The organism is Dyadobacter sp. CY327 (genome assembly GCF_021390415.1).
In the GTDB taxonomy this organism is placed as follows: domain Bacteria; phylum Bacteroidota; class Bacteroidia; order Cytophagales; family Spirosomataceae; genus Dyadobacter; species Dyadobacter chenhuakuii.
In genome coordinates this window covers 190,773-206,841 of the sequence record NZ_JAJUXJ010000001.1, presented here as the reverse complement: position 1 = coordinate 206,841, position 16,069 = coordinate 190,773, and the positions used below count along the sequence as shown (strand labels likewise).

Sequence of the window (16,069 nt, the reverse complement as noted above, 5' to 3'; positions counted from 1 at the left end):
TTCCTATCGTAAAAGCATAAATGTACCACTTTTTTCAACAGTTTGATTGATATCGTCCACGAAAGTCATTTTGTAAACATACGATCCTTCCGGCGCATTTGCCCCGTTTATAGTCCCGTCCCAGCCGCTTGCAATGTCGTTGGAATGGAAAACAACCTGTCCCCAGCGGTTCATCACCGAGAAGTTAAAGGATTGAAGCTGATTGGATTTAGCTTCCAGAACGTCATTGTAGCCATCACCATTTGGACTGAAAGCCTGCGGCACAAAAACGCCTGCACTCCTTTTGTAATTGGCTACATTGGACAAGCTCTCAAAACCACCCTGCGTGGAATTTGCCCGGACTTTGAAATTGTATTCAAGATCGCTTTGGGCATTCACCTTGACCGTGTAGCTTGAATTCATCTGAACCGGAATCGCCTCTTCCGGCGCGCTCGAACCGACACGGATAACATCATAACCGGAAACGCCTGCAAGAATTGGCGACTCAGTACTCCAGTTGAGCGTGGTTAAGTTCTTTTTGAGTAAAATCGTGCAAATGGGCTGCGAAGCAGGGACTTTTTGACCGCAGGAATTGGTATAGCTGATGCGGTAACAATAAGAAAGCTCGTCAGTCTTAACTTCCGGATCGGAATATTCACTTTGATTAAAAAGCGTAATGATTTTCTTGAACAATGTTGCACCAGCCTCCGCTTTCTCGATGGTCAGGTCGTAAGTGCTGTTGGGACCGGATCCCGGAACACTTGCTTTAATCGTTACAAGATGATCTCCGTCAACAGTTACGGCTGCATCCTTGATCGGTTTGGGAGAAGCAATTTCCGCTTTCACACCAACTGGCGCCGATGTGGAAGTTACGTCATTGATCTTGGCAACAACCTGATATTCAGAATAGCTGCCGCATTCCACGTCTTCATCCGTGTAAGTAATGTCATTAATGGAGGTGAAAGTTTTTACAATGGTCCCATCGCGTAAAAGATCATACGATGTAAAATCAGTCGCATCCGGATATTTGCTCCATGTCAGGATGTTTTTCCCATCTTCCGATTTTCCTGAAAGCGTCATGCTGCTGTAAACACGGCTGTCATTTTTACCCGAACAAAGATCCTCAGAAGAGAGCTTCACCTGATAGGCCTGTGTCGTAACCATATTTTTCACATCAAAAGGCTGTACGCCGCCGGATGACCGTCTTCCTGCTGATGTATAGGTTGAATTATTTGTACTATAATTGATATCTGTATAAACACCGCTCAAACCCTGGTAAACGATCCGTAGCGTGCCGTCCCCCCGCATTTCAACCGATTTGATGGCGATATCATTAAGCTGAGCCTGCTGAAAAGTGATAGGAAGTGACGTCGCACGGCCGGCAGCGCATCCTTTTCCTACATATAGTCCTGTAATCAATGCTGTCGGATTACTGCTTACATCGGCATAACTGTGTTCTATCACGAGTGGGCTTCCTTTTTTCCAGATGTCCGTCTTTCCATCTCCCCATTCTATTTTTACCTCGTCATAGGCGCTCAGGATGACATCGTCGGTGAGGCTTAGAAATATCTTTCCACCACCGCACGAGGAATATTGCGGTGTGACAACGCGGGTCTCGAAGACTTTAACACTTTGACAAGCGTAGAACTGTCCGGAGGATACGGCCCCCTGCTGTAACATAGTGTAAGTGCCTGGAAGAGAATATGTAAAACTGGGGCCATTCTGTATTTTTGGAGATTTTCCGTCATAAGAAGCGTCATAACCAACCAAAATTGGGTTCGGGACCGTATTTGTCACCCTAACTACGAGCGGCGCACAGCCTTCCGACTTGTCCATTGTGAAACCGCCCCCTCCGCGGTCGCAAAGTCCCTGGGCTTGCAGTGTATTACCAACTAAAATGAAGAGGAAGAAAAGTGATAGTAGTATTAATCTCATAAGTGTGCAATGTTATAACATGACTTTTTTAGAGACTCCATATTAATAATGGAGTGTTATCAAGAAGTGATGGTTGTAAAGGGTCTGCAAAAATAATCTATTTCGGGCGAGAATGCCGCTTACTATTTTAACGGGATTGCATCCAAAGTATTATTCTGATTTACAAGCCAATAAAAAAATCCTATCGGATCAATAAAAAGCTCCCATTTCTGGAAATTTGATTCCCTAATGCATCGGTCATCTCGATTTTGTACAAATAATAACCTCCCGGCGCTTTCCCGGTTTTAATGTTCCCATCCCAACCGTCTGCAATGTCATCTGTTTGAAACACAACCTCACCCCAACGCGAAAAAACAGACATACTGAATTTGGATACAAAATAAGCTTTCACTTCAAACCGTTCGTTGTGGGCGTCACCATTCGGTGTGAATGCGTCCGGGATAAGCACAATAGGGTCTCTCCGCAGCGAGAGGACGTTTGAGTAACTTTCCATATTTCCGTCTGCGGACCGGGCCTTTACCTGAAACGAAAATGCCGACTGGGAGCCGATGTCAAGCATATGACTGGTTTCCAATTGCTTCGGAATCTCATCCTTAACAACCCCTGCATTGTCGGTTTGAATCAAATCATAAGATCCTATGCTGGCAGTAAACGGAGCGTCAGCATTCCAATACACATCAGAAATGCGGTTTTGAAGTAAAATTGAGCAGATCGGCACGCTGGGTGCAGGCGATTTCAGGTTGCAGGCATTTTCGTAAGTAAACCGATAACAATACGAATTCTCATTTGGATTGACGTCGATGTCGTCAAACAACAGACTTTGGTTGTCCGGTTGGGAAACTTGCTGAAAATCCTGGCTTCCTAATGCAGTACGTTCGATAATGAGGTTGTAGCTGCTGGTGAGGCCTTCACCGACCAGTGCGACCTGGGTGGAAATCGTCTTTTCGTCTTTGACTGTTACACTGCCGTTTGTTATCGTCTCAGGCAATGCACTTTTAGGGGCAATGCTGAAAGGTGTGGAGTATGAACGGACGTCATTTTCAATGATGGCAACAATCTCATACTGATAATTAGTCCCGCATTTTACATCCGTATCGAGATAAGAAAGCTGTTCTGCTGATGAAAAAATCACAGAACCGTCGCGTTTTAACTGATATTGAATTAAATTATCCGTGTTGGGATAATGCTCCCACGCCACAGAAATGATCTCATCCAATGACACCAAACCTTCCTTAACCACCATGCTGCTGACAATCGGGCTGTCTATCAGGTTATCACAAAAATTCTTGGACGACAATTTAAAACGGTAAATCTGCCTGGCGTTCAAACCCGAAATGGTTGCCGATTGCGCGCCGTCCGACTGACCGCCTTTGCCAGTTGATACGAATTGCCCGTCGCCCTTATCAATCCAGATCTCTGTCGCTATGCCTTCCATGCCATCATAAAGGATCTTTGCCTCGCCGGAAGCAAGCATTTCCACACTTCTGATCCTGATTTTAGCAAGTGCCTGCGGTGCGGTTTCTTTGGTTAATGTGGTTTTTAATGTCTGGCTGCAATTCCCCGAAGTATGTTTTCCTTGCACAGTGATAGCAGGAATGTTCCCGGCAGATGCATATTGATGATCATAAAAAAGCCTCCCGCCATTCTTGATATTTACGGACTGACTTTTACCATCGCCCCAATTGATCTCGATGGCGTCATAAGCCTGTGCAATTGCATCATCAACCAGCGTAAGCCGCACCCGTCCGCTGTTACAAGTCATCAGATCCGCCTTGGGAGCGCGATTTTCCTTGACTATAACTTCTTTGCAAAGACTGAATCCCGCCACATCTTTTATACTGCCGTATTGCAGAATGGTGTAATTCCCGGGCAGATCATAAACATGGGAAAGCTCAAAGGACCAGTCCTTTTCCTCTGGCGGTGAAGTACTGTTTTTGTCGAAGTTATAGGCGTAGGTTACGTTTTCTGCATTAACCATCTGATTGGTAATGTTCACTGTCAGTGGCGCGCAGCCTTCGGCAGGCGTGACGAGAAATTTACCGCTTGAACCACAGAAGCTTTGTCCGGATACGTTTTTATTAATAAACAAACATGCGCTTAACAGGAACAATATCAGTAGATTAATCTTCATAGGTGAGTAAATTTATTTCAAAATGACGGACGGGACAGTTCCTGCGCATCATTGAAACGGATAAGCCAAAAGCTTTGTTAGCATGCAATGGAGGTTCAAAAATAGAACTTTTCAACATTAAGCATGTACCTTTGCTGAGTAAAAACGAGTTTTTGTCTAAAACTATTTTTCGTCAACCTGATTAATGAATAATAATAGCATTCCAATAGTTCTGGATTCCATAGATGAGGCCATAGAGGCTATAAGAAGAGGAGAAATGATCATTGTCGTTGATGATGAAGATCGTGAAAATGAAGGCGATTTTATCTGTGCCGCCGAACTCATAACCCCCGAAATTGTCAATTTTATGGCCCGTGAAGGCCGTGGATTGATCTGCGTTCCTATCACCGAAGAGCGCTGCGCCGAGCTGAACCTCGAAATGATGGTCGGCACGAACACGGCATTGCACGAAACCGCATTTACTGTGTCAGTGGATTTGCTTGGGCATGGCTGCACCACAGGAATTTCTGCCAGCGACCGTTCCAAAACGATCAAAGCATTGGTTGATGCGGATACATTGCCCGAAGATCTGGGTCGTCCGGGACATATTTTTCCATTAAAGGCCAAACAAGGCGGTGTTTTGAGAAGAACAGGCCACACCGAAGCTGCGATTGACTTTCCAAGGCTTGCGGGTTTGGCACCAGCCGGGGTTTTGGTGGAGATATTGAATGAGGACGGCTCCATGGCCCGTTTGCCTCAGCTCAGGGAAATTGCCAACCGTTTTAACCTTAAACTGGTTAGTATCAAGGACCTTATTGAATACCGACTTCAAAAAGAGTCTTTAATAAAAAGAGAAATCGGCGTGGATATGCCTACCAAATGGGGCCATTTCGATCTGATCGCTTACCGCCAGATCAACACCGGCGATTTGCATCTGGCATTGGTAAAAGGAACCTGGGAAAAAGATGAGCCTGTGCTTGTCCGCGTACATTCATCCTGCGTTACTGGCGATATTTTTGGCTCGTGCCGCTGCGACTGCGGTCCCCAGCTGCATGCTGCTATGGAAATGGTGGACCGAGAAGGCAAGGGCGTGATCGTATACATGAACCAGGAAGGACGTGGGATCGGGCTTTTGAATAAATTGAGGGCATATAAACTGCAAGAAATGGGCAGAGATACGGTTGAGGCCAATCTGGAACTCGGTTTTCCTATGGACGACCGCGATTACGGCGTTGGAGCCCAAATCCTCCGCGACCTGGAAGTGACAAAATTGAAACTGATTACCAACAATCCTAAAAAGCGCGCCGGCCTGATTGGTTACGGGCTTGAAATTGTGGATTCGGTGACCGTTGAAATCCCTTCTAACCCGCACAATGAAAAATATCTTTTGACAAAAAGAGATAAAATGGGTCACAATTTGAGCAACCTTACCATTCCGGTTAATAAGGGGTAAGGAATGATGTTTCAGTCAAGTCATATCTAATATTTGTACTAATAGCGGCAGAATTTTAAATGGATATCAATCAGGTTTTTGAAGCATTTAACACCTTGCGTGTACTGGTTATCGGAGATGTAATGCTGGACTCTTATGTCTGGGGAAAAGTAGAAAGGATTTCCCCCGAAGCCCCGGTTCCGGTTGTTAATGTTCAAAAGCGCGAGTATCGCCTCGGCGGTGCCGGCAATGTCCTTTTAAATGTACAATCGCTTGGTGCGGAAGCTATTATATGCACCGTAATCGGCACGGACAGCTCAGGCGATCTGCTAAAAAACAGTTTGAAGGAAAAAGGCCTGAATTGTGAAGGCTTAATTCGCAGCGAAAGCCGGATCACGACCATTAAGGAGCGCATTATTGCAGGTTCTCAACAGGTTGTCCGCATTGATACGGAAACCGACAGACCCATTTCCGCCATTGAAACCGAAAAACTTATTGCCAAAGCCAAAGAGCTGATTCCGAGCAGTAATGTGATCATTTTTGAAGATTATGACAAAGGCGTGCTAACCCCTGAGTCCATTTCCGAGATCACTGCATTTGCCAACGAGCACAATGTTCCTACCGTTGTTGATCCCAAAAAACGGAACTTCCTGGCTTATAACAATACGACGCTGTTTAAGCCAAATCTCAAAGAACTGCGGGAAGGCCTGAAAATCGAATTTGACGTTGATAATCCTGAGGAACTTCGTGATGCCGTACGGCATTTGAAAGAAGCATTGCATGTGAAAGGTGCATTAATAACCCTTTCAGAACGAGGCGTAATCATTGATTATCAGGATGAAGTCCACAAACTGCCCGCGCATATCCGGCAAATTGCGGATGTTTCCGGGGCTGGCGACACGGTGATCAGCATTGCGGCATGCTGCGTTGCATTAGGACTGCCATCAAAAACCATTGCTGCGATTTCTAATCTGGGCGGAGGCTTGGTTTGCGAATTGGTGGGCGTGGTGCCCATTGACAAGGAATTGCTCAAAACAGAAGCAATCAACCTCATTATTCCACCCGCTTTTGCATAAGCAACAACCGAGTTGATGAAGTTTTAAATTACCAGTTGATCCCGGACTGTCCTAACCCCATTCTTCTCGTAAATTTAGAAGAAAGCTTCGACCGGCTCGTGATATAGCGAACACTTGCGCCAATGTAAGGAGTCGTTGCGGGTGTGTAAGAAGTAAGATTTTCCCGGGCACTATTGAATGTTTTGATCTGCCGGAAGGTGCTTACACCAGCTTCAACTGACACATTGATGGCCGTAAACAAGTGCGCATTGGCAGAAATCCCGGTTTTGATCTGACGATAATTCTCTCTCCTAAGCATCTTTTCCTCAGGCATCTGTATTTGGAACCCGCCGCTATAACCGCTTAATCCTGCAAGCAAATCCACATTAAACCATTTGGTGGCCTTATAATTGGCATTCGCCATAAAAGGCAGCAACGCGGAAACGCGCCAATGTCTACCCAAACCCTTATTAACCCCAAAAACAGGCACAAAACGCAGCTTTTGGTTATATGCTAAAACAGATCCATACATGATCTGAGTCCGCAAACCCAGAATGTGCATCCGCGCCGCGCCGCCCCAGAAAAAAGGCTGCGGACTGAAAAAAGTCTCATTGGTCTCCGTCATGCCCAACCCGCCCCCATACACCCAAAGCCGGTCCTTAATGCTGGCTTGCAGCCTTATTACACCCAGCGAGAGCGTTTTATACCCATGTTCAGGATTATTTTTTCCATCAACGGTTGGCTGGATCTGGTTGTATTGCGCCAGCATAACTGTGTGCACAGCGCGCAGATCAAACTTTTTCCTCAAACTATAACCCAACTGCACTTCGCTGTGGATGGGAATTATGCCTAAAAAACCGGTTCTCGTCACGCCGTAATCCTGCGTCCCGTTCATGCTGGAAGGCACTGCATAATCTGCTTTTAATGTCAAATTGGGATAAAAAAGGCGGCTTAGCGAGAAATGCTGCGCTTGCGCGGCGCCGAAAAGTAAAAGAAATGAGCAGGTTAGCAGACTTCGGGAATGGATCATGCGGAAAAGTCGGGGTGGCTGATTTTGGCAAATAACGTGAAAAACCGGGGGCTATTGTATTTGAAAGCAGATCCGGCTTGCACGGTGATAGTACAATCAGCGCCAAAGCGGGTAATAACAAGCGCAAATTGCCTTAACTTAAAAACAATGTGAATGAATCCTCATATGAAAACAACATTACTTTTCTTATTCATTCTGCTATCCAATGTTGCCATGGCGCAAACTGCTGAAACTTACGCTGAAAAACTGGGTTACCCGAAAGGGAAAAAAGTGCTGATCATTCATGTGGATGATGTCGGTATGTCTTATGAATCTAACCAGGGCGCGATCAAGGCGATCCGTAATGGTGTTGCCAATTCCCTGAGCGTAATGATGCCTTGCGGCTGGGTGCCGGGTTTTGTAAATTATTGGAAAGAAAACAAAGATCTCGATGCGGGACTTCACCTTACTATGACGTCTGAGTGGAAGGATTACCGTTGGGGACCGCTTGCCGGGAAGCCGAATGTGAAAGGGCTGGTCGATCCCGAAGGTGCAATGTGGCGGAGTGTGGCCGATGTTGTAAAAAATGCTTCCGCCGATGAAGTGGAAATGGAGATCCGGGCGCAGCTGGACCGTGCGCGGGCGATGGGTTTCGAACCCACGCATATGGATTCACACATGGGCACGCTTTTCGCAAAAAATGAATTTCTGGAGCGTTACCTGAAAGTAGGCATGCAGGAAAAAATCCCGGTCATGTTCCCGGGAGGGCATAACACGTCTATCCAGGCCGACGAAAGAATGAGTGCGGAGCGTTTTCAAATGACACAAGCCATTGGAAAGCAACTCTGGGATGCCGGACTTCCTGTGCTGGACGATCTGGAAAACACCAGTTACGGCTGGAAAGGGCCGGAAAACGGCGACAAATCTGAAAAAGCGCTGCAAAAATACAAGACCGACAAATACATCAATGCCATTAAAGCGCTTAAACCAGGCCTGACGATGGTCATTATGCACTGCACAATCCACTCCGACATCTTCCCGCACATTTCGGATTCATGGCCTACTCGTGAAGGCGATTACCTGGCGATGGTAGATCCCGAATTGAAAAAATACATTGAAAAAGAAGGCATCATTCTCACCACCTGGCGCGAGGCCATGCAGCGGAGACAGAAAGTGAAGTGATGAGGGAATCAAATCATTGATTTTCAACCCCAATGTGTGCATACACGATCTTATAGAAGTCGGGTGGCAGGAATGGTTTTACGAGATAATCGGTGAAACCATTCGCTAATGCACGTTCGCGCTCGTCTTCGAATGCAGATGCGGTAAGCGCCACAATGGGAATCTGAGGATCGCGTTTGCGGATCATACTTGTGGCTTCGAAACCATCCATGACAGGCATCCGCAGATCCATGAATATGAGGTCAAAGCGGTCGGAGAAATATTTATCGACCGCTTGCTTTCCGTCCGATGCGAGATCAAAGGGAATGTTCTTTCTTTTTAAAAGACTGGTGGCAAAAATCAAATTCGTGGCATTGTCGTCCACGACCAGCACTTTGGAGCCTTTGTTTAATGCGGGTGTAGGCACCTTTTCTGATTTTGCCGGATTTTCCACGGTAACGGAATAGGGAAGCGCAATTTGAAATGAAAATACAGAACCATCTCCAAGCTTACTCTTAAGCCTCAGCTCTCCGCCAAACAAACGGACCAACTCCCTGGAAATGGCCAACCCGAGCCCCGTCCCGCCATCCTGCCTTTTCACCAGGCTTCTTACCTGTGTAAATATTTCAAAAACATTGGATTGCTGATCTTCCGAAATACCAATCCCTGTATCGGAAACGGCAAATTCCAGCTTGATAATGCCATCGTTCGTACGCTCCAACTCCTTAACCGAGAACTTTACAAACCCCGAATCCGTGAATTTAATGGCATTATGGATCAGATTGTTTATCACCTGGCTCAACCGGACCTGGTCGCCGCGAAGTTGGGGAAGGTTAGGTGAAAGATCTGCTGACAATTCAAGGCCTTTTTCCCGTGCGCGAGGCAGAAAACTGTTATAAAGGTTTTTGAAAAGCTCTTCAATGTCGAACGTAACGGGATGAAGCTTGACGTGATTGGAATTGATTTTATTAAAGTCTAAAATATCATTCACAACCGCCATTAAGTGAATAGAGGAGAATTTCAGCGTTTCTATCAGCTCCATTTCCTCCTCGCTCCGCGATTTATTCTCTTCCAAAAGATGCACTATACCCACAATGCCATTCAGCGGCGTGCGGATCTCATGGCTCATCGTGGACAGGAACTCCGACTTGGCCAATGTTGCATCTTCGGCAATCTGCTTTTGCTTTTCCAGCAGGTCATTTTGCTCGGCAAGCGAAAAAAGATAGAAAAATTCATGTTTGTTACGGCTCTCATGAAAATACATCATGAAGGGAAACAGCATTTGCCCAAGAAAGAAAAACAACCCGCCCTGACTGAAAAAATTGTACAGATAGCCCGGATGGCGGTAATACAATGCCGGGGGGAAGATCGTCATAACGCACACGGTCAGGATAATGCTGTAATGCACGGGCCACCGGAGTACAAAGAACGAGAACATTAAGCCAAGCGTCATGTTCAGGCTGGCACGGTCGTAGGAGGCATGCGGCACTTCGGCCAGGATATACGCATGCACCGGCACCAATGCGAGGTTTGTATAGAAAGATGCTTTCTGAGCGCTTAACCTGCCCGTAAAATGAAGTGTGAGCAAAAAGATGATAACGCCGCTCAGGACCAGTTCTGCCGCCAAAACCTCCGGGAACGCCGGATCTTTTCGCAAAAAATAGAGGATGGATGTAGCAGGATAACCAACCAGATAAGCAACACAAAAGATAATGTTGCCCCACCGCGACTTCAACTCACTTTCTTTTTTCCACAGTTCGTTGAACTCGTTCGTATATGTAGATTTATTCAAGAAAGAGCAATTTAAATGCGCTGATAATAAGGTTGAGACTGTCGGTCGGACAATGATCCAAATTTACATAAATAGCAAAAAATAAGGGCATCCAAATGAATGAATACCCTTATTTCAAGCAATAACTTATTTAATGTTACAAATCAATCGCTTCACCGTAAGCCGCTTCCGTTGCTCCTTTCAGTGCTTCGGACATTGTTGGGTGCGGATGGATTGCACGCATAATCTCATGAGAAGTAGTTTCCAATTTACGGGCTACAACCACCTCAGCGATCATTTCCGTAACATTGGCACCAATCATGTGAGCACCAAGGAACTCACCATATTTTGCGTCAAAGATCACTTTCACAAAACCGTCGGTAACACCTGCTCCAACCGCCTTACCCGACGCCTTGAATGGGAATTTACCTACTTTAATGTCGTAACCAGCTTCTTTTGCTTTTTTCTCTGTAAATCCAACAGACGCAATTTCAGGCTGGCAGTAAGTACAACCCGGAATATTTCCGTAGTCCAATGCTTCCGTTTTGTGCCCTGCAATTTTTTCAGCACAGATAATTCCCTCAGCCGTAGCAACGTGTGCCAAAGCAGGGCCAGGCGTGCAGTCACCAATCGCATAAAACCCTGGAACGCTGGTTTCATACCATTCGTTTACCGTGATTTTGCCTTTATCCGTTTTAATGCCTGTTTCTTCCAGACCAATATTTTCAAGATTAGCAACGATTCCGGCAGCCGAAAGCACGATATCTACTTCAAATGATTTCTGTCCGTCCGGCGTCTTCACAGAAACTTTACAACCGTTTCCGGATGTATCCACGGTCTCAACCGTTGAGTTTACGTAAGTTTCGATGCCCAGCTTTTTGTATTGCTTTGCAATTTCTTTTGATATATCCTCGTCCTCAACCGGAACAAGGTTTGGCAGGAATTCAACCACAGTCACTTTCGTGCCCATGGAAGCATATACATAAGCGAATTCCATTCCAATCGCACCTGATCCAACCACCAACATAGAAGCTGGCTGTTTTTCAAGGCTCATTGCTTTGCGGTATTCGATAACTTTCTGACCGTCGATCTTAATATTCGGCAACTCACGAGCACGCGCGCCGGTGGCGATAATAACGCCTTTACCAGCTGTGTAGTCCGTTGTTTTACCGTCTTTGTCTGTAACTGCAACTGTTTTCTGGCCTTTCACCTTGCCTGTTCCCATAAGGACATCGATCTTGTTCTTTTTCATCAAAAAAGAAACGCCCTTGCTCATGGTATCGGCAACGCCGCGGCTACGCTGGATCACTGCACCGAAATCAGCAGCATACTCACCAACATTGATCCCGTAATCTTTTGCATGCTTAATGTATTCAAAAACCTGCGCACTTTTCAGAAGTGCTTTGGTAGGAATGCAGCCCCAGTTAAGGCATATTCCACCTAAACTTTCTTTTTCAACAATTGCTACTTTAAGTCCTAATTGGGAAGCGCGAATGGCTGCGGGATAACCTCCCGGGCCGCTGCCAATTACTATCACATCATATGCTTGAGCCATTTTCCGGTATTTTTATTGTACGAAATGGGTTGACAAAAATTTCCTGCAAAGTTAAGACGATTTGCCGGAAAGACTACATCTACAACGCCTCGTATTTGCCGTGAAACTGAGGGATATTGCTAATTGTTGTAGCTTTGTTGCCCGCGGCCGGGCCTTGTCAGTCTGAGCGGAGCCGAAGACGCGTTACCAAGGAGTAGCGTGCCTTCGTCTCCGCTCAGGCTGACAGAGAGACTCATAGGCGACGGCCAACAAGACTATTTTCAAACTTAAATTCAAAAAATTCAAATGACTGCAGAGCAATTGAAAGACTTGAAGGCCCGTGTAGAGGCTTTGGGGAGGTATCTTTGACTACGATAACCGAAAAAAACAACTAGAAGATCTTGAACAGCAAACTGTTCAACCGGAGTTCTGGAACGATTCAGAACGTGCCGAAAAAACAATGCGGGAAATCCGCGGATTGAAATTCTGGACCAATGGATACGAAGAATTGTCGCGCCTGCGGGACGATCTGGACACGATTTGGGAATTTTATGAAGCCGACGAAGCAACAGAAGAAGAAGTGGATGAAGAAGGCGTGAAACTTTCCAACAAGCTGGAAGAAGTGGAATTCCGGAAAATGATGGGGGAAGAAGGCGACGAACTGCCGGCTGTGATTGAGATCAATGCAGGCGCAGGCGGAACGGAGTCGCAGGACTGGGCATCCATGCTCATGCGCATGTACATTATGTGGGCTGAGAAAAATGGTTACAAGGTCCGGGAAGTGGATTTGCAGGATGGCGATGTGGCTGGTGTTAAGTCCGTTACATTGGAAATTGATGGTGAATACGCTTACGGAAATTTGAAATCAGAAAACGGCGTGCACAGGCTTGTCCGCATTTCTCCCTTCGATTCCAACGCCAGAAGGCATACTTCGTTCACATCCGTTTACGTGTATCCGCTGGCCGATGACAACATTGAAATTGATGTTAACCTCGCCGACATTACCTGGGACACCTATCGTTCCGGTGGAGCAGGTGGCCAGAATGTGAACAAAGTGGAAACCGCGGTGCGTTTGCATCACAAGCCTTCCGGGATCATCATTGCCTGTCAGCAGGAACGTTCTCAGTTGATGAATAAAGAAGTGGCTATCAGGCTTTTGAAGTCACGACTTTACCAGATCGAGCTCGAAAAACGGAATTCCGCGCGTGCAGAAGTGGAAGCATCCAAGCGAAAAATCGAATGGGGCTCCCAGATCCGCAGCTACGTCCTCGACGACCGCCGCGTAAAAGACCACCGAACCGATCACCAGACATCGAACACAGATGCTGTATTGAATGGTGAGATCAATGATTTTATCAAGGCATATCTGATGGAATCGTAAGATTTCTGAAAACAAAACCTCCTTGCAAGTCCAGGTCGATGGATATGCTTGGAGGTTTTTTTAATCCGCAATCCAAATCTATGTATGGCCTCTGACGTCCCACTCCCCTTCCACAAACTAGGCCGCGGAAACCGCATTCTCCTTGCATTTCACGGCATCGGGCAGGATGGGGCGAGTTGCTTTCGACCTTTTGAGAAGATGCTAGGCGAACGTTATACCATTTATGCTTTTGATCTCTATTTTCATGGGCTGAGTTTGGGGGTTCAGTCAGGGGTTGTTACCAAGCAGTTTTGGGTGGAGCAGGTTCGGCATTTTCTTGAAACGGAGAAGATTGGCAGGTTCGACATTGCCGGTTTCAGCATGGGTGGGCGGTTTGCTTTGGCTACTTTGGAAGGTTTTCCGGAGCGTGTTGATGATGTATTTCTGATTGCTCCCGATGGGGTTTCGGAGCATCCGCTTTATTCGCTGGCGAGCCGCTTTGCTCCTGCACGGGGGCTTTTTCGCTGGTCTATGAAGCGTCCGGAGGCCTTTTTTAAGGTTGCGAATGTGCTTCAACAAGCTGGCTTGGTGAATGCGAGTTTGTATCGTTTTACGCAGCAAGTGCTTAATACACCTGAAAAACGGCAAACCGTTTACAATTCCTGGGTTCATTTCCGGGATTTGCGATTTGACATTTCTGCGCTTTACGAGAAGGCTTCAATCAATAATGTTTCGATTTATTTGTTCGTAGGCCAATTTGATAAACTATTGAAACCCGCAGCCGTCAGGCGACTTGCGGATTTGATTCCTAAAAACCAATATATTCAACTCAAAAGCGGTCATACGCAGCTGGTTGAGCAGGCGGCCTCATGGATTTTTGCTTTATTTAAGTAAATTGAGGAAACTAAACCCGCCGCATGCAGCAAACTTTACCGAAGAATGATACAAACTGGCGCCTGAAAGCCATTATGGGCGGCTCCGCCGGAAACTTGGTTGAATGGTACGACTGGTACGCATATTCCGCTTTTTCCCTCTATTTTGCCAACAGCTTTTTCCCCGATTCCAATCCTACTGTCCAGCTTCTCAACACCGCCGGAATCTTCGCCGTGGGCTTTCTCATGCGCCCGATCGGTGGCTATATTTTTGGTAAACTGGCTGATACGAAAGGGAGAAAAGAGGCTATGACATTGTCGGTTCTGCTGATGTCGTTTGGCTCATTGCTGATTGCATTTCTGCCGGGTTATAACAGCATTGGCATAGCAGCGCCTATTTTATTGCTGGTTGCCAGGCTTTTGCAAGGGTTAAGCGTGGGAGGTGAATATGGAACTTCCGCCACGTATCTGAGCGAAGTCGCTACCAAAGAGCGGCGTGGATTCTATTCCAGCTTTCAATATGTGACATTAATAGGCGGCCAGTTGCTGGCATTGGGCTTACAGCTTATTCTTCAAAATGTATTTCTGGATGATAAGCAAATGCACGAATGGGGCTGGCGCATTCCTTTTGTGGTTGGCGCTGCACTTTCGCTGGTTGCACTTTATTTGCGAACGCATTTAAATGAAACTGAGGCATTCATTGCCAAAGAGGAAACGATCAGGAAAAAAGGCTCTCTGAAAGAGCTTTTGAAGCATCCTAAGGCCATTCTGGTTGTGGTTGGACTTACATTAGGCGGCACACTTGCCTTTTATACATACACCACTTACATGCAGAAGTTTCTGGTTAACACCGTTGGCCTGACCAAATATCAATCGACGATCCTGACATTCTGCTCTTTGTTGATCTTTGCGCTTTTGCAGCCCGTTTTCGGAGCATTGAGCGATAAAATAGGCCGTCGTCCGCTGCTGATTTCGTTTGGTGTGCTGGGGACGATCTTCACTTATCCGTTGCTAAGCACATTAAGCCACACGACGGATATGTGGTCGGCATTTGGCCTGCTTATGGCGGCGCTCATCATTGTGAGCGGCTATACTTCCATTAACGCAGTTGTAAAGGCAGAGCTTTTTCCCGTGGAAGTGCGGGCGCTGGGCGTAGGGCTCCCCTACTCGATTACGGTTGCAGTTTTCGGCGGGACGGCAGAATATCTGGCGCTCTGGGCGAAGAACTTAGGTCATGAAAGTTACTATTACTGGTATGTTACGGGGTGCATATTTATCTCGCTCATCATTTATTTCAAAATGAAGGATACCAAACACACTTCGCTCATCGATTAGAGCCTTGGAAAAGATAAATTATCTCTTGACATAATCCTTTCGAATGTATAACTTTCTGAAAACCAAAACTTTTAGAAGTTATGAACATGATGAACCGAATCGAGCATTGGGGCGATACGCATCATCCGGCATGGCTGGATATAGTTCGTATTGCTTTGGGAGTATTTCTGTTTGTGAAAGGCATCAGCTTTATCAGCGACACCACGCGCTTATCGAAGCTGGTAACAGGACTTGATCTTCATTTGTATACGGTTGCATCTGTGCATTACGTAGCGTTCGCACATATTTTTGGTGGATTTCTGATCGCGCTTGGTTGCCTTACACGCATTTCTGCGATCATTCAAATTCCAATCTTACTCGTCGCGGTATTTTTCGTCAACTTTCGCTCAGGATTTTCTTACCTGAACTCCGAACTCTGGCTTTCCATGATCACATTGATTCTGGTAGTCACTTTCGCCGTTGTCGGTTCCGGCAAGCTTTCGATGGATGAATGGATGAAAATGCACGACCGGTAGC

12 protein-coding genes are annotated in these 16,069 nt (G+C 46.3%); 7 read left to right on the top strand and 5 right to left on the bottom strand.

Annotated features, from left to right (window positions below; translation table 11 throughout):
* Positions 1 to 3: 3 nt before the first annotated feature.
* Together LZG74_RS00945 and LZG74_RS00940 are read right to left on the bottom strand one after the other, a co-directional pair.
* The gene (locus LZG74_RS00945; RefSeq protein ID WP_233794791.1) at positions 4 to 1,914 is read right to left on the bottom strand and encodes a gliding motility-associated C-terminal domain-containing protein; all 1,911 of its coding nucleotides are present in this window, start codon (positions 1,912 to 1,914) and stop codon (positions 4 to 6) included.
* 181 nt (positions 1,915 to 2,095) lie between these two features.
* Positions 2,096 to 4,045 carry a gliding motility-associated C-terminal domain-containing protein gene (locus LZG74_RS00940; protein ID WP_233794790.1) on the bottom strand — a complete coding sequence of 650 codons (1,950 nt, stop codon included), beginning with the start codon at positions 4,043 to 4,045 and terminating at the stop codon, positions 2,096 to 2,098.
* A 184-nt stretch (positions 4,046 to 4,229) separates the two neighbouring features.
* On the opposite strand from LZG74_RS00940, the gene LZG74_RS00935 reads away from it, so the two are divergent.
* Positions 4,230 to 5,477: a bifunctional 3,4-dihydroxy-2-butanone-4-phosphate synthase/GTP cyclohydrolase II gene (locus LZG74_RS00935; protein WP_233794789.1), complete on the top strand. Its 1,248-nt coding sequence runs from the start codon at positions 4,230 to 4,232 to the stop codon at positions 5,475 to 5,477.
* A gap of 59 nt (positions 5,478 to 5,536) precedes the next feature.
* Complete coding sequence (locus LZG74_RS00930) at positions 5,537 to 6,532, top strand: bifunctional heptose 7-phosphate kinase/heptose 1-phosphate adenyltransferase (protein WP_233794788.1); 996 nt, start codon at positions 5,537 to 5,539, stop codon at positions 6,530 to 6,532.
* 28 nt (positions 6,533 to 6,560) lie between these two features.
* On the opposite strand, the gene LZG74_RS00925 is transcribed toward LZG74_RS00930, so the two are convergent.
* On the bottom strand, positions 6,561 to 7,541 hold the full coding sequence (locus tag LZG74_RS00925; RefSeq protein ID WP_233794787.1) for a hypothetical protein: 981 nt from the start codon (positions 7,539 to 7,541) through the stop codon (positions 6,561 to 6,563).
* Positions 7,542 to 7,706: 165 nt separating this feature from the next.
* On the opposite strand from LZG74_RS00925, the gene LZG74_RS00920 reads away from it, so the two are divergent.
* On the top strand, positions 7,707 to 8,702 hold the full coding sequence (locus tag LZG74_RS00920; RefSeq protein ID WP_233794786.1) for a polysaccharide deacetylase family protein: 996 nt from the start codon (positions 7,707 to 7,709) through the stop codon (positions 8,700 to 8,702).
* Positions 8,703 to 8,715: 13 nt separating this feature from the next.
* On the opposite strand, the gene LZG74_RS00915 is transcribed toward LZG74_RS00920, so the two are convergent.
* Positions 8,716 to 10,473: a response regulator gene (locus LZG74_RS00915; RefSeq protein ID WP_233794785.1), complete on the bottom strand. Its 1,758-nt coding sequence runs from the start codon at positions 10,471 to 10,473 to the stop codon at positions 8,716 to 8,718.
* 136 nt (positions 10,474 to 10,609) lie between these two features.
* Positions 10,610 to 12,007: a dihydrolipoyl dehydrogenase gene (gene lpdA / locus LZG74_RS00910; protein WP_233794784.1), complete on the bottom strand. Its 1,398-nt coding sequence runs from the start codon at positions 12,005 to 12,007 to the stop codon at positions 10,610 to 10,612.
* A gap of 285 nt (positions 12,008 to 12,292) precedes the next feature.
* On the opposite strand from lpdA, the gene prfB reads away from it, so the two are divergent.
* The 4 genes from prfB to LZG74_RS00890 all read left to right on the top strand — a co-directional run bounded on the left by prfB (position 12,293) and on the right by LZG74_RS00890 (position 16,068).
* A protein-coding gene (prfB, locus tag LZG74_RS00905; RefSeq protein WP_233794783.1) for a peptide chain release factor 2 occupies positions 12,293 to 13,367 on the top strand; the annotation gives its coding sequence in 2 pieces (ribosomal slippage) (positions 12,293 to 12,352 and positions 12,354 to 13,367; 1,074 coding nt in all).
* An 84-nt stretch (positions 13,368 to 13,451) separates the two neighbouring features.
* The gene (locus LZG74_RS00900; RefSeq protein WP_233794782.1) at positions 13,452 to 14,240 is read left to right on the top strand and encodes an alpha/beta fold hydrolase; all 789 of its coding nucleotides are present in this window, start codon (positions 13,452 to 13,454) and stop codon (positions 14,238 to 14,240) included.
* 23 nt (positions 14,241 to 14,263) lie between these two features.
* Positions 14,264 to 15,553 carry an MFS transporter gene (locus LZG74_RS00895; RefSeq protein WP_233794781.1) on the top strand — a complete coding sequence of 430 codons (1,290 nt, stop codon included), beginning with the start codon at positions 14,264 to 14,266 and terminating at the stop codon, positions 15,551 to 15,553.
* 80 nt (positions 15,554 to 15,633) lie between these two features.
* Entirely contained in the window at positions 15,634 to 16,068 is a 435-nt protein-coding gene (locus tag LZG74_RS00890; RefSeq protein WP_233794780.1) for a DoxX family protein, read from the top strand.
* Position 16,069 lies beyond the last annotated feature (1 nt).

Coding starts and splice junctions, on each gene's coding strand:
- LZG74_RS00945 (WP_233794791.1), bottom strand. CDS start 1,914: ATGAGATTAATACTACTATCACTTTTCTTCCTCTTCATTTTAGTTGGT.
- LZG74_RS00940 (WP_233794790.1), bottom strand. CDS start 4,045: ATGAAGATTAATCTACTGATATTGTTCCTGTTAAGCGCATGTTTGTTT.
- LZG74_RS00935 (WP_233794789.1), top strand. CDS start 4,230: ATGAATAATAATAGCATTCCAATAGTTCTGGATTCCATAGATGAGGCC.
- LZG74_RS00930 (WP_233794788.1), top strand. CDS start 5,537: ATGGATATCAATCAGGTTTTTGAAGCATTTAACACCTTGCGTGTACTG.
- LZG74_RS00925 (WP_233794787.1), bottom strand. CDS start 7,541: ATGATCCATTCCCGAAGTCTGCTAACCTGCTCATTTCTTTTACTTTTC.
- LZG74_RS00920 (WP_233794786.1), top strand. CDS start 7,707: ATGAAAACAACATTACTTTTCTTATTCATTCTGCTATCCAATGTTGCC.
- lpdA (WP_233794784.1), bottom strand. CDS start 12,007: ATGGCTCAAGCATATGATGTGATAGTAATTGGCAGCGGCCCGGGAGGT.
- LZG74_RS00900 (WP_233794782.1), top strand. CDS start 13,452: ATGGCCTCTGACGTCCCACTCCCCTTCCACAAACTAGGCCGCGGAAAC.
- LZG74_RS00895 (WP_233794781.1), top strand. CDS start 14,264: ATGCAGCAAACTTTACCGAAGAATGATACAAACTGGCGCCTGAAAGCC.
- LZG74_RS00890 (WP_233794780.1), top strand. CDS start 15,634: ATGAACATGATGAACCGAATCGAGCATTGGGGCGATACGCATCATCCG.